At 70.8% G+C, this 23,958-nt stretch carries 21 protein-coding genes; 9 read left to right on the forward strand and 12 right to left on the reverse strand.

What is annotated here, in order from left to right:
• Positions 1-109: 109 nt before the first annotated feature.
• A complete protein-coding gene (locus BpN12_RS22350; RefSeq protein ID WP_246797623.1) occupies positions 110-910 on the reverse strand; it encodes an AraC family transcriptional regulator in 801 nt (266 codons plus the stop codon).
• A 124-nt stretch (positions 911-1,034) separates the two neighbouring features.
• On the opposite strand from BpN12_RS22350, the gene BpN12_RS22355 reads away from it, so the two are divergent.
• Positions 1,035-1,865 carry an NAD-dependent epimerase/dehydratase family protein gene (locus BpN12_RS22355; protein ID WP_246797624.1) on the forward strand — a complete coding sequence of 277 codons (831 nt, stop codon included), beginning with the start codon at positions 1,035-1,037 and terminating at the stop codon, positions 1,863-1,865.
• A gap of 206 nt (positions 1,866-2,071) precedes the next feature.
• Here BpN12_RS22355 and BpN12_RS22360 read toward each other — a convergent pair whose 3' ends face one another.
• Together BpN12_RS22360 and BpN12_RS22365 are read right to left on the reverse strand one after the other, a co-directional pair.
• Positions 2,072-3,142: an aldose epimerase family protein gene (locus BpN12_RS22360; protein ID WP_246797625.1), complete on the reverse strand. Its 1,071-nt coding sequence runs from the start codon at positions 3,140-3,142 to the stop codon at positions 2,072-2,074.
• A complete protein-coding gene (locus tag BpN12_RS22365) occupies positions 3,139-4,362 on the reverse strand; it encodes a XylR family transcriptional regulator (RefSeq protein ID WP_246797626.1) in 1,224 nt (407 codons plus the stop codon). The genes BpN12_RS22360 and BpN12_RS22365 overlap by 4 nt, the downstream gene beginning before the upstream one ends.
• Positions 4,363-4,682: 320 nt before the next feature.
• Between BpN12_RS22365 and xylF the strand changes: the two genes are divergently transcribed.
• The 5 genes from xylF to BpN12_RS22390 all read left to right on the forward strand — a co-directional run bounded on the left by xylF (position 4,683) and on the right by BpN12_RS22390 (position 10,299).
• Positions 4,683-5,711 carry a D-xylose ABC transporter substrate-binding protein gene (gene xylF, locus BpN12_RS22370; protein WP_246797627.1) on the forward strand — a complete coding sequence of 343 codons (1,029 nt, stop codon included), beginning with the start codon at positions 4,683-4,685 and terminating at the stop codon, positions 5,709-5,711.
• An 82-nt stretch (positions 5,712-5,793) separates the two neighbouring features.
• Positions 5,794-7,353, forward strand: coding sequence for a D-xylose ABC transporter ATP-binding protein (xylG, locus tag BpN12_RS22375; RefSeq protein ID WP_246797628.1), 1,560 nt, complete (start codon positions 5,794-5,796; stop codon positions 7,351-7,353).
• Positions 7,350-8,552, forward strand: coding sequence for a sugar ABC transporter permease (locus BpN12_RS22380; protein WP_246797629.1), 1,203 nt, complete (start codon positions 7,350-7,352; stop codon positions 8,550-8,552). The genes xylG and BpN12_RS22380 overlap by 4 nt, the downstream gene beginning before the upstream one ends.
• Before the next feature lie 92 nt (positions 8,553-8,644).
• Positions 8,645-9,412, forward strand: coding sequence for a D-xylose 1-dehydrogenase (xylB, locus tag BpN12_RS22385; RefSeq protein ID WP_246797630.1), 768 nt, complete (start codon positions 8,645-8,647; stop codon positions 9,410-9,412).
• On the forward strand, positions 9,409-10,299 hold the full coding sequence (locus BpN12_RS22390) for an SMP-30/gluconolactonase/LRE family protein (RefSeq protein ID WP_246797631.1): 891 nt from the start codon (positions 9,409-9,411) through the stop codon (positions 10,297-10,299). The genes xylB and BpN12_RS22390 overlap by 4 nt, the downstream gene beginning before the upstream one ends.
• A 175-nt stretch (positions 10,300-10,474) precedes the next feature.
• Here the strand turns inward: BpN12_RS22390 and BpN12_RS22395 are convergent, their stop codons facing one another.
• Entirely contained in the window at positions 10,475-11,479 is a 1,005-nt protein-coding gene (locus BpN12_RS22395; RefSeq protein ID WP_246797632.1) for a LysR substrate-binding domain-containing protein, read from the reverse strand.
• A gap of 121 nt (positions 11,480-11,600) precedes the next feature.
• Here BpN12_RS22395 and BpN12_RS22400 point away from each other — a divergent pair, with 121 nt between their 5' ends.
• Together BpN12_RS22400 and BpN12_RS22405 are read left to right on the forward strand one after the other, a co-directional pair.
• The gene (locus BpN12_RS22400; protein WP_246797633.1) at positions 11,601-12,920 is read left to right on the forward strand and encodes a YbfB/YjiJ family MFS transporter; all 1,320 of its coding nucleotides are present in this window, start codon (positions 11,601-11,603) and stop codon (positions 12,918-12,920) included.
• A gap of 196 nt (positions 12,921-13,116) precedes the next feature.
• The gene (locus BpN12_RS22405; RefSeq protein ID WP_246797634.1) at positions 13,117-13,653 is read left to right on the forward strand and encodes an NUDIX domain-containing protein; all 537 of its coding nucleotides are present in this window, start codon (positions 13,117-13,119) and stop codon (positions 13,651-13,653) included.
• Positions 13,654-13,673: 20 nt separating this feature from the next.
• Here the strand turns inward: BpN12_RS22405 and BpN12_RS22410 are convergent, their stop codons facing one another.
• Positions 13,674-14,015: a YbjQ family protein gene (locus BpN12_RS22410; RefSeq protein ID WP_246797635.1), complete on the reverse strand. Its 342-nt coding sequence runs from the start codon at positions 14,013-14,015 to the stop codon at positions 13,674-13,676.
• Between the two features lie 257 nt (positions 14,016-14,272).
• Here BpN12_RS22410 and BpN12_RS22415 point away from each other — a divergent pair, with 257 nt between their 5' ends.
• The gene (locus tag BpN12_RS22415; protein ID WP_246797636.1) at positions 14,273-14,725 is read left to right on the forward strand and encodes an acyl-CoA thioesterase; all 453 of its coding nucleotides are present in this window, start codon (positions 14,273-14,275) and stop codon (positions 14,723-14,725) included.
• A gap of 75 nt (positions 14,726-14,800) precedes the next feature.
• On the opposite strand, the gene iolB is transcribed toward BpN12_RS22415, so the two are convergent.
• The 7 genes from iolB to BpN12_RS22450 all read right to left on the reverse strand — a co-directional run bounded on the left by iolB (position 14,801) and on the right by BpN12_RS22450 (position 23,849).
• Positions 14,801-15,703 (reverse strand): 5-deoxy-glucuronate isomerase, encoded by a 903-nt coding sequence (gene iolB / locus BpN12_RS22420; RefSeq protein ID WP_246797637.1) that lies wholly within the window; start codon positions 15,701-15,703, stop codon positions 14,801-14,803.
• Complete coding sequence (iolE, locus tag BpN12_RS22425) at positions 15,703-16,620, reverse strand: myo-inosose-2 dehydratase (protein WP_246797638.1); 918 nt, start codon at positions 16,618-16,620, stop codon at positions 15,703-15,705. Before iolE ends, iolB begins: the two co-directional genes overlap by 1 nt.
• Positions 16,617-18,605, reverse strand: a complete 1,989-nt coding sequence (gene iolD, locus BpN12_RS22430; protein WP_246797639.1) for a 3D-(3,5/4)-trihydroxycyclohexane-1,2-dione acylhydrolase (decyclizing) — start codon at positions 18,603-18,605, stop codon at positions 16,617-16,619. Before iolD ends, iolE begins: the two co-directional genes overlap by 4 nt.
• 11 nt (positions 18,606-18,616) lie before the next feature.
• Positions 18,617-20,593 (reverse strand): bifunctional 5-dehydro-2-deoxygluconokinase/5-dehydro-2-deoxyphosphogluconate aldolase, encoded by a 1,977-nt coding sequence (locus BpN12_RS22435; protein WP_246797640.1) that lies wholly within the window; start codon positions 20,591-20,593, stop codon positions 18,617-18,619.
• Positions 20,594-20,611: 18 nt separating this feature from the next.
• Positions 20,612-21,466 carry an ATP-binding cassette domain-containing protein gene (locus BpN12_RS22440; protein ID WP_246797641.1) on the reverse strand — a complete coding sequence of 285 codons (855 nt, stop codon included), beginning with the start codon at positions 21,464-21,466 and terminating at the stop codon, positions 20,612-20,614.
• 12 nt (positions 21,467-21,478) lie between these two features.
• The gene (locus BpN12_RS22445) at positions 21,479-22,624 is read right to left on the reverse strand and encodes an ABC transporter permease (protein WP_246797642.1); all 1,146 of its coding nucleotides are present in this window, start codon (positions 22,622-22,624) and stop codon (positions 21,479-21,481) included.
• A gap of 148 nt (positions 22,625-22,772) precedes the next feature.
• The gene (locus BpN12_RS22450) at positions 22,773-23,849 is read right to left on the reverse strand and encodes a sugar ABC transporter substrate-binding protein (protein WP_246797643.1); all 1,077 of its coding nucleotides are present in this window, start codon (positions 23,847-23,849) and stop codon (positions 22,773-22,775) included.
• Positions 23,850-23,958 lie beyond the last annotated feature (109 nt).

Consider the following 23,958-nt stretch of genomic DNA (forward strand, 5'->3'; position numbering starts at 1 on the left):
CTGCGAGGCCAGGCAAAAAAGCCGCGAGCCGCGAGGTTCGCGGCTTTTTGCTTGCTGGGGCGGGGCTGGCGGTACGCGAGCGAGGCAGCGGGGCGGGCATCGATTGCCGCTACGCCGCTCCCGCCTGTCTCACGGGCAGGCCGGTGCCATCGAGTTCGCGACGGAATGCTTCGGGCGTGGTACCGGCGAAGACCCGAAAATCCTCGATGAGATGCGCCTGGTCGTAATAGCCGGCCGCGACGGCGATGCCCGCCCAATCCGCGCGCGTGTTCTCGCGCGCCAGATCGGTCGCGCGCGAGAATCGCATGAGTCGCGCATACCGCTTCGGACTGACCCCGACCGCGTCGAGAAAAACGCGGCGCAGCTGCCGTTCGCTGATCCGCAGGTCGGCGGCCACGTCGCTGACCTTGGCCTCGAGCAGCTTCCTCGCGGCTTCGCCGACCAGCGATGCGTGCCTGGGCCGCGGGGTGCCCGGCGACAGGCGAGCGGCAATGGCTCGCGCCAGACTCGTCGCGGCCTCGGCGTCGTCGGCCGCCGCCGCCAGACCGTCGTACAGGCGCTGCGTTTCGGCGGCGTGCCACACCGCTTCCACCGGCACCACGCAATCGTTGAACCCGGCGGGCGGCGCGCCGAGCACCGCCGCCGCCATGCCCAGCTGGAGGCGGGCCACGATGGTCCGCTGTCCTTGGCGAATGACCTTGCGCATCACGCGCTGACGCGCGCCGAGTACGTGAATGTCCAGTCCCCGGTTGGCCGACGGTCCGAACCGGACGACGAGATGCAGCTCGGGGCGCGGGATCGCCACTCTCGGCGCGTCGGCGAGGCATTCGTCGGCGAACAGGGCCGCGATGACCGGCGGGACCGCGGGACGGTGCGTGGCCGGTTTGCGGTGAATGGTGTCGATGGGCATGGGCAGAGTGTAAACAGCGTTCGGAGGTCGCGCACGTGCCGCGGAATCTGTCCGTTTTTTCCAATGCAGGCCGGAAGCCGACGGATACAGTGGGCGGATCCCATCACTCTGACGCGAACCCTTCATGACAATTCTTGTGACCGGAGCCACCGGGAAGATCGGAAGCCGGCTCGTCAAGCGCCTGGCCCGGCGCGGCGATCGGGTGCGCGCGCTGATCCGCGATCCGCTGCGTGCCACGCACTGTCAGGCGGACGGCGTCGAACTCGTCGAGGGCGACCTGTTCGACGCGGACTCGCTCGCGGCCGCCGTGGCGGGGATCGACGCGGTGGTTCACTGCGCGGCATTTTTCCGTGGCGCCACCTCGGACCAGGCGCACCACGTCAACCATATCGGCACGCAGCGTCTGGCGGGCGCCGCGCGGGCCGCCGGCGTGAAGCGGTTCATCTTCCCGAGCACGGGCCTCGTCTACGGGCCGGCCCACCCGGGTCCGGCGAACGAGGACGATCATTGCGCTCCGGTTGCCGCCTATCCGGCAAGCAAGCTTGCCGCCGAACGGTTTCTGCTCGGCCAGGCGGATCTCGACGTGCGGGTGCTGCGTCTGCCTTTTGTCTATGGCGACGGCGATCCGCACATCGAGGAAGCGGTTGCGCTGATGCGCGGATTTTCCCCGGACCAGCGCATGTCGATTGCGCATCATGCGGACGTGGCCCAGGCCGTGGCGAGGCTGCTCGATGCCGCCGCCCCGACGTACCGCGTCTACAACGTGGTCGACGACGAGGCGCCCCGGATCGCGGACCTCTTTGCAGCGGTCGGCGCGCCGCCGCCGGACGGCTCGGAGGCGGCGCGCGGAGCCGCGTTCGACACGCCGCTCGATGGCCGGCGCATCCGTGGCGATCTCGGCTTCACGCCCGCGTTTCCACGCCTCGCGGATGCCGTCGCCGCCCTTGCGCTGTAGCACCATCGGCGATACCGGCTGAACGAGCGCTGCGCGAGCTCACGAGCTCGTGATCGCGCCCGCGCCGCGATGAACGATCCGCGCAGCGCCGGCCGCCCTGCGAGGCAGCGCGGAACGAGGCGGCTCGGCCGTTCGTCGTCCCGCCGCGAGCCGTCCCGGCACGCCACGCGCCGTTTTCCCGCGCGGCGGCTGGCCGCCGCCGTCCGTCAATCCGCCACCGCCACCCGATACCGCGTGTCCTGCCGATACACCTGGCCCGGACGCAGCACCACCGCCTCGGCCCGCTCCGAATTGATCTGGTCCGGAAACGCGCCCGCTTCCAGACACAGCGCGCTGCGCGGCGCATGCACGCCCGCCAGCGCGTTGCCGGTGTACAGCTGTAACCCGGCCTGGTCGGTCAGCACCGTCAGCTCGCGGCCGCTGCCCGGATCGTAGACGCGCGCCACGGCGCGCACGCCGCCGTCGCCTTCGTCCTCGCGCAGCACGTAACAGTGATCGAAGCCGCCCGCCAGCGCGAGCTGCGCATGCGGCCAGCCGAGCCGCGCGCCGAGCGGCGCGCTCTGGCGGAAATCGAACGCGGTGCCGGCCACGCTCGCGAGCCGCGTCGGGATCATCCGCGCGTCCACTTCCAGATAGCGGTCCGCGTCGATCGTCAGGATGTGGCCGTCGATGTCGGCGCGCGGGCGCCCGCTCAGGTTGAAATACGGATGGCTCGTCAGCTGCAGCGGCGTGGGCGCGTCGGCGCGCGCCTCGTAGCCGATCGACAGCGTGCCGTCGTCGTCGAGCGCGTAGCGCACCTGCACTTCGACGTTGCCGGGGAAGCCGCCGTCGCCCTCGGGCGAGACGAGCCGCATCACCAGCGCGTCGTCGAGCATGTCGGTGTCCCACAGCGCGCGGTGAAAGCCGCTCAGGCCGCCGTGCAGGCACTGCTCGCCGTCGTTGCGATCGAGCGGGTAGTCGATGCCGTCGAGCGTGAAGCGCGCGCCGGCGATGCGGTTCGAGCAGCGCCCGACCAGCGCACCCAGATAGGCCTGCGAATCGAGGTAGGCGGCCGGCGCGTCGAAGCCGAGCAGGATCTCGCCGAGCCGGCCGCCGCGATCGGGCGTCTGCCATGACACCAGCGTCGCGCCGAGGTCGCTGATCGCCACGCGCATGCCGTGCGCGTTGCGCAGCGTGAAGAGGCGCACCAGGTCGCCGCCGGGCAGGCGGCCCCACGGCCGCGACGAGACGCTGTGGCCGGCCGGCCCGAAGGCCGGCGTCGATTGGATTGCGCTCAAGCGGGGTCTCCGGACAGCGTGCGTTCCTGGTATTCGCGCGGCGTGCAGTCGAGCTCGCGCCGGAACACCGCGTACATGTATTGGGTCGAGGTGAAGCCGCAGCGCACCGCCACCTCGGCGGTGGCCAGCTCGCGCCGCGTGAGCAGCTGCTTGGCCGCGTCGAGCTTGTGGCGCAGGATTTCCTGGTGCACGGTGCAGCGCAGCTCGCGGCGGAAATGTTCCTCGAGCGACGAGCGCGACACGCCCACGTAGTCGGCCACCTGCTCGGTGCGGATGCCCTGGCACGCGTACTGGCGGATGAAGTGCCGCGCGCGCATCACGTAGGGGCTCGCGAGCGGCTGGTGGCGCGTGGAGGCCAGCACGTTGATGCCCACTGGCGGCACCAGGATCTGGCGCCCCGCGAAGCGCGCGCCGCCGAGCATCTGGTGCAGCAGGTGGGCGGCGGTGCGGCCCATTTCCTCGGTGCCCTGGATCACCGACGAGAGCGGGATGCGCGAGAGCGTGCGCGTGAGCGGATCGTTGTCGATGCCGATGATGGCGATCTCCTCGGGCACCGCGAGCCCGGCCGACACGCAGGCCTGCAGCAGGTGCCGCGCGCGCGCGTCGGTCACGGCGATCACGCCGACCGGCTTGGGCAGCGCGCGCAGCCAGTCGATCAGCTGCTCCGTGGACTGATGCCAGGTGGGCGCGCTGGTGGACAGGCCGCGGTAGATCTCCTGCTCGATCGGCAGCGCCGGCGCATCGTGGCGGCGCAGGCGCGTGTAGACGAGCTCGCGCTGCTGTGCCCAACGGTTCTCGTCGGCGGGCGGCAGGCTGTAGAACGCGAAGTGTTCGAGCCCGGCCTCGATCAGGTGCGTGTAGGCGAGCGTGATCAGCTTGCCGTTGTCGGTCGCCACGTAGGGCAGGCCGGCCGGGTAGTGCGCCGCGTCCTCGTAGGACGAGCCGACCGCCACCACCGGCAGCGGGCAGCCGCGCAGCGCCGTGTCCACGGCCGGATCGTCGAAGTCGGCGATGATGCCGTCGCCGTCGAAGCGCTCGATGCCGGCCAGCCGGCAGCGGAAGTCATCCTCGAGGAACAGGTCCCAGGTCACGCGCGTCGAGCGCATGTAGTCGCCGATGCCGACGATCACCTCGCGGTCGTACACCTTGTTCGCATTGAACAGCAGCGCGATCCGGTGCGCGCGCGCGGGCGGCGGCGGATCGGCGGACGGACGTTGCATGGATCGGTCTCCTCGCGAGGCAACGGCGGCGGCTCGCATATCGAAATCACGGGCGCCAGGGCGGCCCGGGTGTCGCGGTCCGACCATTCTAGTAGCTGACGGCCGCGCCGGTGCTGCGATCACATCGGGTCGGCAAGAAATGTTAAGGCGGTTGGGCAATTTCGTAATTGCCGCCCGGCGGCCGGCGCATGCACCATGCCGCTTGTCGTCGGGCCGGCCGCACCCGGCCGCCGCCCGGATCGCGTGCCGCCGGCCGGCGCGCCGGGCACCGGACACCGGCGACCCACACACAAGAACCAGTACGAAATGGAGACAGAGACATGCCATCGAATCGCCGTCGTTCCGTCCTGAAATCGTTCGTCGTCACCGCGGCGCTCGCGGGCCTGTCGCTCGCGGCACCGCTCGCCCATGCCAGCAAGGATCGCCCCGAGATCGGCTTCTGCATCGACGACCTGCGCGTCGAGCGCTGGTCGCGCGATCGCGACTATTTCGTGGCCGCCGCCGAGAAGCTCGGCGCGAAGGTGTCGGTGCAGTCGGCCGACGCCAGCGAGGAGCGCCAGATCTCGCAGATCGAGAACCTGATCTCGCGCGGCGTGGACGTGATCGTGATCGTGCCGTTCAATTCGAAGGCGCTCACCAACGTGGTGGCCGAGGCCAAGAAGGCCGGCATCAAGGTGGTCTCGTATGACCGGCTGATCCTCGACGCCGACGTCGACGCCTACATCTCGTTCGACAACGAGAAGGTCGGCGAGCTGCAGGCGCAGGGCGTGCTCAACGCGCGTCCGAAGGGCCGCTACTTCCTGCTCGGCGGCGCGCCCACCGACAACAACGCGAAGATCCTGCGCGAAGGCCAGATGAAGGTGTTGCAGCCCGCCATCGACCGCGGCGACATCAAGGTGGTCGGCTCGCAGTGGGTGCCGGAATGGAGCGCGTCCACCGCGCTCGGCATCATGGAGAACGCGCTGACCGCGAACGGCAACCAGATCGACGCCGTGGTGGCCTCGAACGACGGCACCGCGGGCGGCGCGATCCAGGCGCTCGCCGCGCAGCATCTGGCCGGCAAGGTGCCGGTGTCGGGGCAGGACGCCGATCTCGCCGCCGTCAAGCGGCTGGTGGCCGGCACCCAGACGATGACCGTCTACAAGCCGCTCAAGCTGATCGCCGGCGAGGCGGCCAAGCTCGCCGTGACGCTCGCCAAGGGCGGCAAGCCGGCCTACAACGCGCAGTACGACAACGGCAAGAAGAAGGTCGACACGCAACTGCTGCAACCGACGCTGCTGACCAGGGACAACGTCGACCTGGTGGTGAAGGACGGCTTCTACACGCAGGCGCAGATCGGCGCGCATTGAGGCAACGGCCCGGCCGGCAGCGTGAGGCCGGGCCACCCGAACCCCCGGATACGAACAAGGACGGCGCATGTCGGACACCCGCATGTCGGAACCCCTGCTGGAGATGCGCGGCATCGTGAAGACCTTCGGCGGTGTGAAGGCGCTCGACGGCATCGATCTCGTGGTGCGTCCCGGCGAGTGCGTGGGCCTGTGCGGCGAGAACGGCGCCGGCAAGTCCACGCTGATGAAGGTGCTCTCGGGCGTCTACCCGAGCGGCACCTGGGACGGCGAGATCCGCTGGGAAGGCCGCCCGCTGCAGGCCGCCGGGATTCGCGACAGCGAACGCGCCGGCATCGTCATCATCCACCAGGAACTGATGCTGGTGCCGGAGCTGTCGGTGGCCGAGAACCTGTTCCTCGGCAACGAACTGACGCTGCCGGGCGGGCGCATGCATTACGCGGCGATGGTGCGCCGCGCCGACGAGCTGCTGACCGGGCTCGGCATCACCGGCATCAACGTGGCGCTGCCGGTGATGCATTACGGCGGCGGCCACCAGCAGCTGATCGAGATCGCCAAGGCGCTCAACAAGCAGGCGAAGCTGTTGATCCTCGACGAGCCGTCGTCGTCGCTGACGGCCGCCGAGACGCGCATCCTGCTCGACATCATTCGCGACCTGAAGGCGCGCGGCATCGCCTGCGTCTACATCTCGCACAAGCTCGACGAGGTCGCGGCCGTCTGCGACACGGTCACCGTGATCCGCGACGGCAAGCACGTCTCGACGCAGCCGATGCAGGGCATGTCGACCGAGCGCATCATCGCGCAGATGGTGGGACGCGAGATCACCAACCTGTTTCCGCGCGAGCCGCATGCGGTCGGCGAGATCGTGCTCGAGGCGCGCAACGTGACCTGCCTCGACGTCAACAACCCGCGCCGCAAGCGCGTGGACGACGTCTCGTTCGCGGTACGGCGCGGCGAGATCCTCGGCGTGGCGGGGCTGGTGGGGGCGGGGCGCACCGAGCTGATGCAGGCGATCTTCGGCTCCTACCCGGGCGCGAGCGAGGCGCAGGTGCTGCTCGACGGCACGCCGCTCAGGATCCGCGCGCCGCTCGACGCGATCCGCGCCGGCATCGCGATGGTGCCGGAGGACCGCAAGCGCCACGGCATCGTCCCGCAGCTCAGCGTCGGCCACAACATCACGCTCGCCGTGCTGCAGCGCTTCGCGCGCTTCGGCCGGATCGACGCGGCCGCCGAGCACGACACGATCCGCGTCGAGATGCGCCGGCTGTCGGTGCGCGCCGCGCACCCGATGCTGTCGATCGCGAGTCTGTCGGGCGGCAACCAGCAGAAGGCGGTACTCACGCGCATGCTGCTGACCGAGCCGCGCGTGCTGATCCTCGACGAGCCCACGCGCGGCGTGGACGTGGGCGCGAAGTATGAAATCTACAAGCTGATCGGCGATCTCGCGAAGCGCGGGATGGCGATCATCATGGTGTCCTCGGAGTTGCCCGAGGTGCTCGGCATCGCCGATCGCGTGATCGTGATCGGCGACGGCGAGCTGCGCGGCGATTTCCCCAACGACGGACTCACCCAGGAACAGGTGCTGAGCGCGGCGATCCGCCCCGCGCGGCGCGACACGACTCAAACCGAGGCAGGCATCGCATGACACCCGAGACGACCACCCAGGCCGCCGACCGCGCGGCCCGCCCGGCGGGCGCCACCGGCACCGCGCAGCAGCTGCGCCGGCTGTTCGCGCGCTACAAGATCCTCGCGCTGCTGATCGCGGTGGCCGCGATCTGGCTGCTGTTCTCGGTGCTGACCGACGGCGCGTTCATCACGCCGCGCAACCTGTCCAACCTTCTGCGGCAGATGTCGATCACCGGCATGCTGGCCTGCGGGATGGTGTTCGTGATCATCGCCGGCGAGATCGACCTGTCGGTGGGCTCGCTGCTCGGGCTGCTCGGCGGCGTGGCGGCGATTCTCGACCAGGTGCTCGGCTGGCCGATCGTGGCCACCGTGCCGGTGGTGATGGTGCTCGGCGTGGCGGTGGGCCTGTTCAACGGCTGGTGGTCCACCTATCGCGGCGTGCCGTCGTTCATCGTCGGCCTGGGCGGCATGCTCGCCTATCGCGGCATCCTGCTCGGCATCACGCACGGCGCGACCATCGCGCCGGTCTCGGACGGCTTCGTGCTGATCGGCCAGGGCTACGTGCCGCCGCGCATCGGCGACGCCATCGCGCTGCTGATCATGGTGCTGCTGGTGGTGGTGACGGTGCGCCAGCGGCGCGCGCGGCGCCGCTACGAACTCGAGGTCGCGCCGCTCTGGCAGGACGTCGCCAAGCTGGTCGCGGCCGGGCTGATCGTGGCCGCGTTCGTGGCCACGCTCGACAGCTACGGCGGGATTCCGGTGCCGGTGCTGCTGGTGCTGGCGCTGCTCGGGATCTTCTCGTGGGTGGCCACCCAGACCGTGTTCGGCCGGCGCATCTATTCGGTCGGCTCGAACCTGGAGGCCACGCGCCTGTCGGGCATCAACACCGACCGCGTGAAGCTCGCGATCTTCGGGCTGATGGGGCTGATGTGCGCGTTCGGCGGCATCGTCAACACCGCGCGGCTCGCGGCCGGCTCGCCGTCGGCGGGCAACATGGGCGAGCTCGACGCGATCGCGGCCTGCTTCATCGGCGGCACCTCGATGCGCGGCGGCGCGGGCACCGTCCACGGCGCGCTGATCGGTGCGCTGGTGATGGCCAGCCTCGACAACGGCATGTCGATGCTCGACGTGGACGCCTACTGGCAGATGATCGTCAAGGGCGGGATCCTGGTGCTGGCCGTCTGGATCGACGTGATGTCGCGCGCCGGGCGCCGCTAGGCGCCGCCGCGGGCAGTGCCGGCCGCCGCGCCGCGCGGCCGGACGAGGATGCTTTCTTCAATGGTCTGCTGACCGGTTTTTCGGGATCTTTCATGACTTATGCCATCTATCCGAGCCTGGCCGGCCGTCACGTCGTGGTAACGGGCGGCGGCACCGGGATCGGCGCGGCGATCGTCGCGGCGTTTGCCGCGCAGGGCGCGCGCGTGAGCTTCATCGACATCGCGCGCGACGAATCGGCGGCGCTGGCCGCCTCGCTCGGCGATGTCCCCGTGCCGCCGGCGTTCCACTACTGCGATCTGCGCGACATCGACGCGCTGAACGCGACGTTCGCCGCGATCACGGCCGAGGCGGGGCCGGTGGAGGTGCTCGTCAACAACGCGGCCAACGACGACCGCCATCAGCCCGGCGAGCTGAGCGCGGCCTACTGGGACAGCCGCATCGAGGTGAACCTGCGCCACCAGTTCTTCTGCGCGCAGGCGGTGCTGCCCGGCATGCGCTCGCTCGGGCGCGGCGTGATCCTGAACCTCGGCTCGATCTCGTGGCACATCGCCGAGACCGGGCTGAGCATCTACATGACCGCGAAGGCCGGCATCGAGGGGCTGACGCGCGGGCTCGCGCGCGATCTCGGCGAGTTCGGCATCCGCGTGAACTGCATCGTGCCGGGCGCCGTGCGCACGCCGCGCCAGATGAAGCTGTGGCAGTCGCCCGAGAGCGAGGCGAAGCTGGTGGCCGCGCAGTGCCTGCACGAGCGTGTCGAGCCCGAGCACGTCGCGCGCATGGCGTTGTTCCTCGCCTCCGACGACGCCGCACGCTGCACCGCGCGCGAGTACTTCGTCGATGCCGGCTGGTTCGGCGGATGACGCCGGCCATCGTGCCCGACTGCGTGTGGCCGGTGGCGGCCACGCTCGGCGAGGGGGCCTGCTGGGACGCCGCTGCGCGCCGCGTGCTGTTCGTCGACATCAAGGGGCGGCGGCTCTATCGCTACGATCCGTCGAGCGGCGGGCGCGAGAGCTGGGAGGCGCCGGGGCAGATCGGCTTCGCGCTGCCGTGCGCGGACGGCACGCTGATCTGCGGCGTGCAGGGCGGACTGTTTCGTTTCGAGCCGGGCGGCGGGCGGTTCACGTGCGTGCTGCCGCTGGAGACGGACCTGCCCGGCAACCGGCTCAACGACGGTTTTGTCGATGCGGGCGGCCAGCTCTGGTTCGGCTCGATGGACAACGCCGAGGCCGCGCCGACCGGGCAGCTCTATCGCGTCGGGCAGGACGGCCGCGTGGCCGCGCATGATGCCGGCTACGTGATCACCAACGGCCCCGCGGCGAGCCCGGACGGGCGCACGCTCTATCACACCGACACGCTGCGGCGCGTGGTGTATGCGTTCGATCTCGGCGACGATGGGGTGCCGCGGCAGCGTCGTGTGTTCGTTGCGATTCGTGAGCGAGGGTATCCGGACGGGATGGCCGTCGATGCCGAGGGCGCCGTGTGGATCGCGCTGTTCGGCGGCGCGCGGATCGAGCGTTATGCGCCCGACGGCCGGCTGCTCGGGCAGGTCGCGTTTCCGTGCGCGAACGTCACCAAGCTCGCGTTCGGTGGCGATGATTTGCGTACCGTTTATGCGACCACGGCAAGCAAGGGCCTGAGCGAGGCCCAGCGGCAGGCGCAGCCGCTGGCCGGTGGGTTGTTCACGTTTCGTTCGCCGGTGGCGGGGCTGGCGCCGGCGGTATGCACGGTGCGTTTTGGGGACGCGTGAGAGGCGAGGCTGGAACGCGGCGTGTTTCGGGAGCGGCATCAATGAAACGAACGCGCCGCGCGCTCGGCGCGTGTGCCGCCGCGCCGTGGAATGCGCTCGTGGCTTGCCGGGCCGGCTGAAGCCTGTCCGCGTCACCGCTTGAGTCCATCGATCGAGGCGGCCTTGCAAGCGCCGTTCAGGCGGCCCGGGCTTTGACTTTCGCCCGACGCGGCGCGACGGTGCCCGCCGTGTCCGGTGCGCGTGTAGCGGGGGCCTCGCTGCGCGCCACCATGGATTCCGGATCGACGGCCCGCGTCGGCGCGACTTCCGCGCCATGCGCGACGAGCGCCTCGCGCAGCGCGGCCAGCGCCGCCGAGGCGTGTCCGCGCCGCCAGACCAGCAGCGTATCGACCGGTTGCAGATCGGGCACCGGATGCACCGACAGCGTACCGGTGACGGGCGACATGTCCAGCACGTTGCGCGGTGCCAGCGCGACGCCGGCGCCGGCCGCGACGCAGGCGAGGATCGCGTGGTACGAGCCCAGTTCGAGCACGCGCGCGGGCCGGCGCGCATGCGCGGCGTACCAGCGCTCGATATAGCCGCGATAGGCGCAGCCGCGCTCGAACGAGACCAGCGTCAGCACGCGCAGGTCCTGAGCCGTCGTCACGGGCGGATGGTGGCGCGGCGCGATCAGCACCAGCGACTCGCGATAGACCGGCACCGCTTCGAACAGCGCGGCGTCGAGCAGGTCCGGCTGCGGCGGCGTGGCGACCAGCACCGCGTCGAGTTCGAAATCGCGGACCCGCTCGATCAGCCAGTTCGTGACGCCCGTCACGAGTTCGAGCCCGACCTCGGGCCAGCGCTGGTGATAGCGCGCGAGCACGTCGGGCAGCCGGCTTGCAGCCGTGCTCTCCATCGTGCCGAGCCGCAGCCGCCCGTGCGGGCGATCCTCGCGCACCGCGTGGCGCGCCTCGTCGGCCAGCGCAAGCAGGCGCTCGGCGTAGGGCAGCAGTGTCTGGCCTGCCGGCGTCAGCACCAGCCGCCGGCCGTCGCGCACGAACAGCGCCGCGCCGAGCTGTTCCTCCAGCTGCCGGATCCGCGTGGTCACGTTCGACTGCACGCGGTTCAGCTTCGCCGCCGCGCGCGTAACGCCGTTTTCGCGCACCACCGCGCGGAAGATCGCCAGCGCCGCCAGATCCATGATTCTCTCCACGAGAACGAAAGGTTCTCGATTATTCATTTTTCGAGATCGAATGGTCAAGCTAGGATGGGTGGGTCCGTGTCGCGCCGTCCGCGTGGCCGTCTCATCGCTTCCGACCCGAATGAATCGCTCCGCTGCCTGTTCGTCGTCTTCGACTTCTTCGCCCGCATCTGCCGCATCGTCGGCATCGTCGGCGCCGCGCCCGGCCGCCGCCGCGAGCGCATCGACCGGAACCGGCCGCCATGCCGATCCGCGCCTCGTCGCGTTCGCCTGCGCGGCGGCGCTGGCCGTCGCGCTCGGCGTCGGCCGCTTCGCGTTCACGCCGCTGCTGCCGCTGATGCTGGCCGGCGGCGCGCTTGACATCGGCCATGGCGGCTGGCTCGCCTCGGCCAACTACGCCGGCTATTTCGTCGGTGCCGTCAGTTGCGCCGCGATCCGCCTCGACCCGGCCCGCATGGTGCGCGGCGGCCTCGTCGCGACGGTCGTGCTGACGGCCGCGATGGGCGCGATGCACGGCTTCGCGTTCTGGCTCGCGGTGCGCTTCGTGGCCGGTGCGGTCAGCGCGTGGACCTTCGTGTTCGCGTCGCAGTGGGGCATGCGGCGGCTGGCCGAACTCGGCGCGTCGCGATGGAGCGGGGCGATCTTCACCGGGCCGGGCTGGGGCATCGTGGTGACGGGGCTGATCGGCGGCGCGCTGGCGGGGCATCGGGCCGAGGTGGGCTGGCTCGGCTTCGCGCTGCTGTCGGTGCTGCTCGCGGCGCTGGTCTGGCGCGTGATCGCGCCGGCCGCGGGGGGGCCGGTGGAGGATGCGCCGGCCGCGCGGCCAGTGTCGGCAGGGGCACCGACGCAGCTGCCGGCCACGCGCGCAGAGCCGGCGGCCGGGCGCCGCGACGCGCGCTGGCTCGTCGTGCTGTACGGCGCGCCGGGCTTCGGCTACATCATCACGGCCACGTTCCTGCCCGTGATCGCGCGCGCCGCGCTACCGCCGGGCTCGCCGTGGCCCGACCTGTTCTGGCCGATGTTCGGCGCGGCGCTGATCGTCGGCGCGCTGCTGGGTTCGCGGCTGCCGGCGCACTGGGACAACCGGTTGCTGCTCGGCCTCGCATGCGCCGTGCAGGCCGCGGCGATCGCGATCGGCATCGTCTGGCCGAGCGCGGCCGGCTTCGCGCTCGGCAGCCTGCTGCTCGGCCTGCCGTTCACGGCCATCACGCTGTTCGCGATGCGCGAGGCACGCCGGCTGCGCGGCGAGCAGGCGGCCGGGCTGATGGGTTACGCCACCGCGTCCTACGGGCTCGGGCAGATCGCCGGGCCGCTCGTGGCCGCGCCGGTGGCCGCGCACGCGGGCTCGTTCACGCCGGCGCTGTGGGTCGCGATCGGCGCGCTGCTGGCGGGGGCGGTGGGGTTCCTGGCGTGCGGGCTGGCCTGGCGCGAGAGGCGGTGAACCGGATGCGGGGGCGGCGCGCGGCGTGACGTGCGTGGCCGCCGCCAACGGGAGGGGCACGAGGCAGGGCCGGACGCGGCGCGCGCTGCACGGCAGCATCGCCCCGCCCGATGCCTCGCCCCCAAACTCGCTAGAATGAGCGCTCCGCCGATTCCCGCGAAACGACGGCGCCCTCAGCGCCGCGCGCTCATCCCCCATGACGACTGCCGAGTACCGTTTCTGTCCGCGCTGCGCGACCCCGCTCACCACGCGCGCCGATGCGCTGCACGAGGGCGGGCGCGTGCGCCAGGTGTGCCCCGACGAGGCCTGCGGCTACGTCCACTGGAACAATCCGCTGCCGGTGGTGGCCGCGATCGTCGAATACGACGGCAAGATCCTGCTCGCGCGCAACGCGGCCTGGCCCGAGGGCATGTTCGCGCTGATCACGGGCTTCCTCGAGAACGGCGAGACGCCCGAGGAAGGCATCGCGCGCGAGGTGCGCGAGGAAACCTCGCTGCAGGCCGAGACGGTCGAACTGGTCGGCGTCTACGAATTCATCCGCAAGAACGAGCTGATCATCGCCTATCACGTGCGGGCCTATGGCGAGATCGCGCTGTCGCCGGAACTGCTCGAATACCGGCTCGTCGATCCGCCGAAGCTGCGGCCGTGGCGCGCCGGCACCGGCCACGCGGTGGCCGACTGGATGCGCGCGCGCGGCCTCGAATTCGAGTACGTCGACCGCCCGGGACAGTAGGCAGCGGCTGGCGCGCCGGATCAGCCGGCCGCCGCCGGCACGACGCGCACCGCCGTGCCGTAGCAGAGCACCTCGGTGATGCCCGCGCCGACTTCGGTGGCGTCGTAGCGCATGCCGATGATCGCGTTGGCGCCGAGCCCCGCCGCCTGCGCGAGCATCCTGTCGTAGGCGTCCTGCCGCGCGCGCTCGCAGAGCGACGTGTAAAGCGAGATGTTGCCGCCGAACAGGGTCTGCAGCGCGGCGCCGAACGCGCCGACGATCGAGCGCGAGCGCACCACGATGCCGCGCGCGATGCCGAGCGACTGCTCGATGCGGTGGCCGGGCAGCTCGAAGGCGGTGGTGATCAGGTGATGGGCGGGCATGGCGATCCTCTGGGCGAACGCGGAACGGCGCGGGACGGGAGGCGCGGCGGCACGGGGCCGGGGCCGGCGCCTCTTGGCATTTCCCGCGTGCTGTGGTCTGCTAGGCGGCGTGCGCGATGCGTGTCGCAGGCCTCGAACCGCATGGTCGCGCGAAACGCCTCGCGATGCCAAGCGAATCCGTGCCGCGTGCTGCCCGCGCGGCTAGCCACCGTTTTCGACGCTTTTACGCTCCGACGTTCCCGATCCCGCCGCCGCCCATGTCGACCCGACCCGAACCCTCGCCGCGCAGCGCCTACCGCCACTTCCTGTCGATCCCGACACGCTGGATGGACAACGACGTCTACGGCCACGTCAACAACGTCGTCTACTACAGCTACTTCGACACCGTCGTCAACGAGTACCTGATCCGCGCGGGCGTGCTCGACGTCGAGCATGGCGAGACCATCGGCCTGGTGGTCGAGACGCAGTGCAACTACTTCGCGCCGCTGGCATTTCCGCAGAAGGTGGAGGCGGGGCTGCGCGTGGCGAAGCTCGGCGCGTCGAGCGTGCGCTACGAGATCGGCCTGTTCGCCGAGGGCGAGGCGGCGCCGGCCGCGCAGGGCCATTTCGTTCACGTCTACGTGGGGCGCGCGAGCCGCCGCCCGGTGCCGCTGCCGGCGGCGCTGCGCGCCGCGCTCGCGCCGCTGGCGCCGCCGGTGAACGGCGCGTAGACGATTGGCGGCAAAGCGATTACCGGCCGGCATCGCGTCGAAATCGCGGCGTGCCGGCCCGCCGATGACGAACCCTCAGCTTCCCGATTCCCGTCCCGCCTTTTCGGCCTGAGCAGCCTGCGCCTGCGCCGCGTCGCGCTTCGCGATCCAGTCGTGCTCCGGATCGTTCCTGAAGTGCCAGACGCGCGTCGGCCCGGCCATCACGTTCAGGTAGTACGAGTCATAGCCATACGGCACCACCACCGGGTGATAGCCGCGCGGCACCATCACCACGTCGTGATCGGACACGGCCATCGATTCGTCGAGGTCGCGCTCGTCGGTGTAGACGCGCTGGAACACGAAGCCTTGCGGCGGGTTCACGCGGTGGTAGTAGGTCTCCTCGAGGAAGCTCTCGGCCGGCACGTTGTCGGTGTCGTGCTTGTGCGGCGGGTAGCTCGACGAATGCCCCGACGGCGTGCGCACTTCCACCACCAGCAGCGCCTCGGCCGGCTCGGTTTGCGGGAGGATGTCGCAGACGTAGCGCGTGTTCGCGCCGGTGCCGCGCACCGAGCGCTTCATCTCGCCGGGCTCGATGCGCCGCGGCGGATAGCGGCCGGTGCCGGGCGCGCTGGCCACGCCGAGTTCGGTGGCGCGCCGCGCCGTGACGGTCACGCGCCGGCCGGGCGGCAGGTAGAGCGCGGCCGGCGGCGCGTCGTCGAACACGCTCGCGCGCGAGCCGAGCGCCTCCCAGTGTGTGCCGTCGTCGTCCACCACGTCCACCTGGCCGGCCATCACCACGAGGCAGGTCTCGCGCGCGGGCTCGTGAACCGTCACGCTTTCGCCGGCCGCGAGACGGTACGCGGCGAAGCCCACATGGTTCCAGTGCGCCGATTCGGGCGTGACGCGGGCGATCGACTGGCCGCTGGCGGCGGCCTTGACGAGCAGGCTCGCGGCCGGGCTCGGATTCGGATTCGGGTTCGGATTCGGATGGGGACTCATTACGCGGCCTCCTTGCCGGCGGATGCGAGCGGCGCGTCGACGAGCGCGCGCAGCGTGCGGTAGCCCTGGTCGGCGAACGCGTAGCTCGGCGCGATCACGGGATCCTGTTCGGCCTCGACCACGAACCAGCCGCGGTAGCCGTGGCGTTTCAGGCGCTCGACGATGGCCGGGAAATCGACGTCGCCGTCGCCGGGCACCGTGAACGCGCCGTTGATCACCGATTGCAGGAAGCTCCAGTTGCGGTTGCGCGCGAGCCGGATCACTGCGGTGCGCACGTCCTTGCAGTGGACGTGGCAGACGCGGCCGATGTGCCGCTCCAGCACGGCCAGCGGATCGCCGCCGCCGAACGTGACGTGGCCGGTGTCGAACAGCAGCCCGAGCGCGTCGTCGGTCAGCGCCATCAGGCGGTCGATGTCGGCCGGCGATTCGACGTAGGCGCCCATGTGATGGTGATAGGCGGTGCGCACGCCCTGGCTCAGCGTGAAGCGCGCGAACGCGTCGAGCCGGCGCGCGTACTGTTCCCACTGCGCCTCGCCGACGAAGCGCGGACGCTGGTAGAGCGGCACCTCGGCCGCGCCCTGGATCGAGGCGGCCACCTCGCCGTACACCATCACCGTCGCGCCGTTCTTCGCGAGCAGTTCGAGGTGCGGGCCGACCGCGTCGATCTCTTCCTGCGCGCTGCGCTCGGCGAGCCGCCCCGAATACCAGCCCGAGACGAGCGCGAGATCGTATTCGGCCAGCAGTGCCTTCAGCGCCTGCGGCTCGCGCGGGAACTTGTTGCCGAGTTCGAAGCCCGCGTAGCCGATCTGCCGGCCTTCGGTCAGCGCCACCGCGAGCGGGGTTTCGCCGCCCAGCGACGGCAGGTCGTCGTTCATCCACGACAGCGGGTTGATGCCGATTCGGATGTCGTAACTCATGTCGATGATTCCGGAGAGTGGGGTTCTGCGGGGGTACCGGCGCGGGCGGCCAGCCGTGCCTCGTAGTTCGCGCGTGCGTCGCGCACGGCGGCGCGCGGCGAGACCTCGGGCACGGCCACCTCCCACCACCAGCCGCCGTCGTCGGTGGTGCGCGCGGGATCGGTGTCGATGCAGATCACGCTGGTGCGGTCGGCCGCGCGCGCGCGGGCCAGCGCGGCGTCGAGCGCGGCCAGGTCGGCCACGTGCTCGCCGTGCGCGCCGAGCGCGCGCGCATGCGCGGCGAAGTCGATCGCGGGCGCGCCCGCCGGGCCTTGCAGGCAGTCGTCGAGCAGGTTGTTGAACGGCGCGCCGCCGCAGGCCTGCTGGAGCCGATTGATGCAGCCGTAGCCGCGATTGTCGAGCACCACCACGATCAGCTTCGCGCCGAGCATCACCGAGGTGGCGATCTCGCTGTTCATCATCAGGTAGCTGCCGTCGCCGACGAACACGATCACCTCGCGTCCGGGCCGCGCGAGCTTCACGCCGAGGCCGCCCGCGATCTCGTAGCCCATGCACGAGTAGCCGTATTCGACGTGATAGCCGCCCGGCACCGCCGCGCGCCACAGCTTGTGCAGCTCGGCGGGCAGCGTGCCGGCCGCGCACACGGCGATGTCGCCGGCCGCCGACGCGGTCACGGTGCGCTGCACGGCGCCGATCACGTCGGCGTCGTAGGGCAGCGCGCCCGCTTGCGGCGGCGTGTTCGTGAGCGTCTGCACGGTGTCGCGCCAGCCTGCCGAGAGCGCTTGCGCGCGTTCGGTCCAGCCCGGCTCGGCCTGCCAGCCGTCGAGCCGCGCGCCGAGCGCATCGAGCGCGAGCCGCGCATCGGCCTCGACGATCGTGGCCTGGTGCTTGAGCGCGTCGAACGCGTTCGCGTTGATGCCGACCACGCGGGCCTGCGCGAACAACGTGTTCGAGCCGGTGGTGAAGTCCTGCAGCCGCGTGCCGACCGCGATCACGCAATCGGCCTCGGCGGCCAGCGCGTTCGCGGCGGGCGAGCCGGTCACGCCGAGCGCGCCGGCGTTGAGCGGATGGTCCCACGCCAGCGTGCTCTTGCCGGCCTGGGTCTCGCCGACGGGGATGCCGTGGCGCTCGGCGAACGCGCGCAGCGCCGCCGCGCCGCCCGCGCTGTAAAGTGCGCCGCCGCCCGCGATCAGCAGCGGCCGGCGCGCGGCGCGCAGCGCGTCGGCCGCGGCCGCGAGTTCGGCCTCGACGGGCGCGGGCGCATGGAAGCCGACCACGCGCGGCGCGAAGAACGCGACCGGATAGTCGTGCGCCATCGCCTGCACGTCCTGCGGCAGCGCGAGCGTGACCGGCCCGCATTGCGCGGCGTCGGTCAGCACGCGCAGCGCGCGCGGCAGCGCGGTGAGCAGCTGCGCCGGGTGGATGATCCGGTCGAAGTAGCGCGACACGGCCTTCAGCGCGTCGTTGACGGACACGCCGCCGTCGTGCGCATCCTCCAGCTGCTGCAGCACCGGGTCGGGCGCGCGCGAGACGAACCCGTCGCCGGGCAGCAGCAGCACCGGCAGGCGGTTCACGTGAGCGAGCGCGGCAGCCGTGACGAGGTTGGTCGCGCCGGGGCCGATCGAGGTCGTCACGGCCATCATGCGGCGCCGGAAATGCGCCTTCGCGTAGGCGATCGCGCTGTGCGCCATGGCCTGCTCGTTGTGGGCGCGGTAGGTCGGCAGCACGTCGCGCGCGTGGTAGAGCGCCTCGCCGAGCCCGGCCACGTTGCCGTGGCCGAAGATCGCGAACACGCCGCCGAACAGCGGCTCGGTTCGGTCGGCGCCGCCGCTGCCGTTCTCCGCGGCCACGCGCTGCGCGGCCAGATAGCGGACCAGCGCCTGCGCGGTGGTCAGGCGCACGGTGCCGCCGGTCGCGGCAACCGCGGCGTCGGCGGTGGCGGCTTCGGCCGGCGCGCCGCCGGCATCGATCTGTCGATGGTTCATCGCGGCGCTCCTCATGCGACCCGGCGCGCGGCGGTGCGGCCGGCGCGCGCCGTGCGCCACGCGTCGATCAGCGTCTCGAAGGTGGCGCGCACGCGCGCGATCACGCCGGCGTCGTCGATCTCGCCGGCCAGCCAGGCACGGCTCGGTTCGTGGAAGATGGTGCGGCCGACCGTGAAGCCGCGGCAGCTGAGCGAGGCCGCCGCCGCGCTGAAGCCGTCGATCAGCTGCTCGGCCGGCGCCGACAGGCCCAGCAGCACCACGCCGCGGCAATACGGATCGCGCTCGGCGATCAGCTCGTCCACCATGCGCCACTGGCTCGCGTCGAGCGGTTCGAGCTTCCACCATTCCGGCTGGATGCCGAGGTTGTAGAGCCGCTTGAGCGCGCGATAGACGATGTCGGGGCCTTCCGGCAGGTCCGGGCGATGCGGCGGGATCACTTCGAGCAGCAGCTCGTGGCCGCTCGCCTGCACCGCGTCGTAGAGCGTGCGCAGCTGCGTTTCCTGTTCGAGCCGCGTCTCGAAGGCCTCGTCGGGGTGGTAGCGCACCAGGCACTTGGCGACGTGCTCGGCCGGCCAGGTCGCGAGCGTGGTGCCGAGCGAGCGGCCGTGGTCGAATTCGAGCGGCAGCGAGCCGGGCAGCTCGACCGGCCGGCCGAGCCACCAGCCGCGGCCGGTCGCGTCGTTGAGCGCGTCCTGGCCGTAGCGGTCGTCGATCAGCACGCCGATCTGGCCTTGCAGCCCGAGTTGCGCCTCGGTCTGCGCGACGGCCTCGACGAACAGGCGCTTGAGGCGGTCGATCCGCTCGATCGGCGCGCCGGTCTGCTGCGCGAGTTCGAAGAACTGGTTGCGGTGGTCGAACGCGAAGCCGAGCACCTGCTCCCACGCGCGCCGCGGCGGGCTCACGCGGTGCAGCCGCGCCAGCGTCGCGTCGCGGTCGGGGCGGCGCATGCGCGCCGGATCGCGCGCGGCCTCGCGCAGGAAGTGCTCGAGTTCGGCCGGCGTCGGCATCGCGGGCGAGCAGCCGTGGCGCGACACCACCAGCGCGCCGCAGGCGTTCGCCACGCGCGCGGCGGCCTCCAGCGGGGCGCCGCGCAGCCACTGCGAGAGCAGGCCCGAGGCGAACGCGTCGCCGGCGCCGAGCACGTTGAGCACTTCCACCTCCACGCCGCCCACCAGCGCGAGCGCGTCGAGCGTCTGCGGCACCGCGCCCTCGACGATCGAGCAGCCGAGCGGGCCGCGCTTGACCACCAGCGTCGCGCTCGTCACGCGGCGCACCATCTCCAGCGCATCGAGCAGCGCGTCCTTGCCGCCGGCGATGCGGAATTCCTCCTCGGTGCCGATCACGAGATCGAACAGCGGCAGGATGCGCTGCAGGTGCGCCGTCACGCCTTCGTCGGCGATGAAGCGGGTCTCGCCGTCGGCCTTGCCGGTCAGCCCCCAGAGCACCGGCCGGTAATCGATGTCGAGCACGGTGCGCACCTGGTGGCGGCGCGCGATATCGAGCGCGCGGCGGCTCGCGCGGTTGACGCGTTCGGTCGAGAAGTGCGTGCCGGTGATCAGCAGCGCCTTCGCCGAGGCGACGAACGCCTCGTCGATGTCGGTCTCGTCGAGTGCCATGTCGGCGCAGTTCTCGCGGTAGAACACCAGCGGAAATGTGTCGCGGTCCTTGAGGCCGAGCAGCACCAGCGCGGTCAGCCGTTCGGGGTCGGTGCCGAGGTGGCGCGTGTCGCAGCCTTCGCGCGCGAGCGTCTCGCGCACGAAGCGGCCCATGTGGTCGTTGCCGACGCGCGCGAGCATCGCGGACTTGAGCCCGAGCCGCGCCGCGCCGAACGCGATGTTGCCGGACGAGCCGCCCAGGTACTTCGCAAAGCGGGTCGCGTCTTCCAGGCGCGCGCCGATCTGCTCGGCGTACAGGTCGACCGCCACGCGGCCGATGCAGATCAGGTCAAGCGGGCGGTCCGGCGCGAACGTGAGGGGGGAGTGGGACATGTCGGTTCCTGTCGGGAGTTAGATCACCGCGCCGTCGAGCTCGGCGACCATCTTCTGCATTTCCGCGCCGCCCGCCATCATGTCGAGCACCTCGTCCTTCGAGATCGCGTCCTTCGTGAAGGTGCCGAGCGAGCGGCCGCGATTGAGCAGCGTGAACGAGTCGCCGATCGGGTAGGCGTGGTGGACGTTGTGGGTGATGAAGATCACCGAGATGCCCTTGGCGCGCGCGGCGTGGATCAGCTTCAGCACGTTGAAGCTCTGCTTGACGCCGAGCGCGGCGGTGGGCTCGTCGAGGATCAGCACGCGCGCGCCGAAGTGGATCGCGCGCGCGATCGCGAGACACTGCCGCTCGCCGCCCGACATGGTGCCGATCGGCTGGTGCGGATCGCGCACGTGGATGCCCATCTCGGCGAGCTTGGCGCGCGCGATCTCGGCGCTGGTGTCGAGGTCCATCACGTTGAGCAGGCCGAACAGCTTCTTCTTCGGCTCGCGGCCCATGAAGAAATTGCGCGCCACCGACAGCAGCGGCACCAGCGCGAGATCCTGGTAGACGGTGGCGATGCCGAGGTCGAGCGCGTCCTTCGGCGAGGCGAACGCCACCGGCCGGCCGTCCACCAGGTAGCGGCCCTCGGAGGGCTGATGCACGCCGGCCAGCGTCTTGATCAGCGTGGACTTGCCGGCGCCGTTGTCGCCGAGCAGGCAATGCACCTCGGCGCGGCGCAGCCGCAGGTTGATGCCCGACAGCGCGATGACCTTGCCGAAGAACTTGCTGACGCCGTCGAGCTCGAGGATCGCATCGGACCCGGCGTCGGACGCAGCAGCGGAAGCAGAGGCGGAAGCAGAGGCGGAAGCGGAATGGGAAGGCGTAGGCATGGTTCGGGTTCCTTACGATTGCGCGACGCGGCGGCGCACATAGTGGTTGAACAGCACGGCGAGCAGCAGCATCACGCCGAGGAACACGCGGAACCAGTCCGAGCTGATGTTGGTGTAGGTGATGCCGATCTGCACCACGCCGAAGATCAGCGCGCCGAACGCGGCGCCGACCACCGAGCCGTAGCCGCCCGTGAGCAGCGTGCCGCCGATCACCGCGGCGATGATCGCCTCGAACTCCTTCTGCAGCCCGCGGTCGGCCGCGGCCGAGCCGATGTCGGCCACCTGCAGCACGGCGAACAGGCAGGCGCAGAACGCGGTCAGCACGAACAGCAGGATCTTCACGCGGCGCACCGGCACGCCGACGTTCTTGGCGGCGTTGGCGTCGCCGCCCACGGCGAGGATCCAGTTGCCCCAGCGCGTCCTGGCCAGCACGAACGCGCCGATCGCGGTGGCCGCGAACCACCAGAGGATCACCTTCGGCACGCCCGGCACGAGCGGCTCGCCGTTGTCGAGCACGCCGCCGATGCCGATCTGCGCGAGCCAGCGGAACAGGCCGTGAAACGCCACGCCCTGGAACAGCAGGTGCGTGAGCGGATCGGCGTGCGCGTAGTCGCCCATCCCCGAGATGATGGTGCGGTCGGCGAACATGATCGACAGCGCGAGCGTGAGGCCGCGCAGGATGAACAGGAACGCCAGCGTGACGATGAACGACGGCAGCCGGGTGCGCATCACGAGGTAGCCGTTCAGCGCGCCGAGCGCCATCGAGCCGGCGAACGCGAAGATCACGGCGGCCCAGATCGGCCAGTGGAAATAGGCGGTGGGGATCGCCACCATCATCCCCGAGAAGCCGATCATCGAGCCGATCGACAGGTCGAACTCGCCCGCCACCATCAGCAGGCACGCGCCCACGGCGAGGATGCCGAGATAGGCGGCCACCTGCGACCAGTTCATGATGCCGTCGAGGTTGAACATGCCAGAGCCGCCCGCGCCGATCGCGAACACCGCGAACACCAGCACGGCGCCGGAAATCGCGGCGAATTCGGGGCGGTTGAGGAAGCGCGAGTACCACGCCTCGCCGCGCAGCCGTTCGTCGGTCCGGCCGCCCGCGGGCGGCGTGTCCGGTGTCTGCGCTGTCAGAGGTTTGCCGGCTACACCCATGATGTCTCCTTGATGCCCGGCGCGCGCGGAGCGGGGCTACGCCGCGGCGCCGGTACAGAGGCGCGGCGAGGCCGCCGCGCGATGAACGATGACCGTGGCGGCGGGCCGGCCGGCGTGCTGCCCGGCCGCGCCCGCGCCATGCGCCGCGTCAGCGGTATTGCCCCGCGTATTTCACGACCTTGTCGAGGTTGTCCCTGGTGATGAAGCCCGGGCCCGAGCGGATGTTCTTCGGCCCGTAGGACGGCTGCAGCCCGTAGGTGGCGAGGCGTGCCTGGAACTTCGGATTCGCCTCGAGGATCTGGCGGATCTTCACCGGGTCGGTGGTCTTGTCCTGCTTCACGATCGCGAGCACGGCCACCGGGATGTAGCCCTGCAGGTACGGCTGCTGGTCGATCGCGAACCGGATCGCACCGCTGCGGATCGCCTTGGCGATGTCGTCGGAGAAGTCGAAGGTGGCGAAGTAGAGCTTGCCGGTCAGGCCCATCTGCTGCAGCGCCTTGAGCGTGGCGGCGGCCGGCACCGGGCCGAGCGTCAGCACGGCCTGGGTGTTCGGATGGTTGCGAAGGTAGGCGCTGACCTTCGACTGGATCTCGGTCGGGTCGGTGCCGGCGTCGATCGTGGAGCTTTTCATGTCGGCGCCGATCGCGTCGGCGAAGCCGCGGCAGCGCTCGAACGAGACCGGATTGGTGGCCAGGTGGTTGACGCAGAGGAACGACTTCACGCCCGCGGCCTTGGCCTTCTCGCCGGCCGCCTGGCCCGCCACGTATTCGGGCTGGCCCACGTGCATGATCGCGCCGAGCTGCGCGCTCTGTTCCTCGGTGCCCGAGTTGATCGTGACGAGCGGGATCTTCTTCGCGGTGACCTTGCCGAGCGAACTCTTCAGCACGTCGAAGTCGGCGATGGTGGTGATCACGCCGTCGTAGTCGCGCGCGGCGGCCTGCTCGATCAGGCGCGACATGTCGGCGATGTCGCCGTTGGGCGGGTTGCGATAGTCGGTCGTGACGTTGAAATCCTCGTCGGCCTGCTTGATCGCGTTCTTGATGGTGTTCCACCACGAGTCGGAATCGGGCGCGTGGCTGACCAGCACGAATCGGGCGTCGGCGGCCTGCGCGCTGCCCGCCGTGGCGGCCAGGCCGGCCGCGAAGGCCAGCGCCGCGACGAGCGTTCTCAGACCCGCGTTGATTCCGTTCGCGCGAAAGCCGGCCTTGCCATTGCAAAGTCTCATGTCTCCACCTGTGTCGGTTCTGTTATGGGTCGAACGTTGCCGTTCACGAGCAAGATTAGGTCAACTCGTTTGTGATTGCAAAGAAAATTTTATTTCAGATAGAAATGGA

Origin of the sequence: Burkholderia perseverans, from assembly GCF_022870505.1 — a bacterium.
GTDB classification, from domain to species: Bacteria; Pseudomonadota; Gammaproteobacteria; order Burkholderiales; family Burkholderiaceae; genus Burkholderia; species Burkholderia plantarii.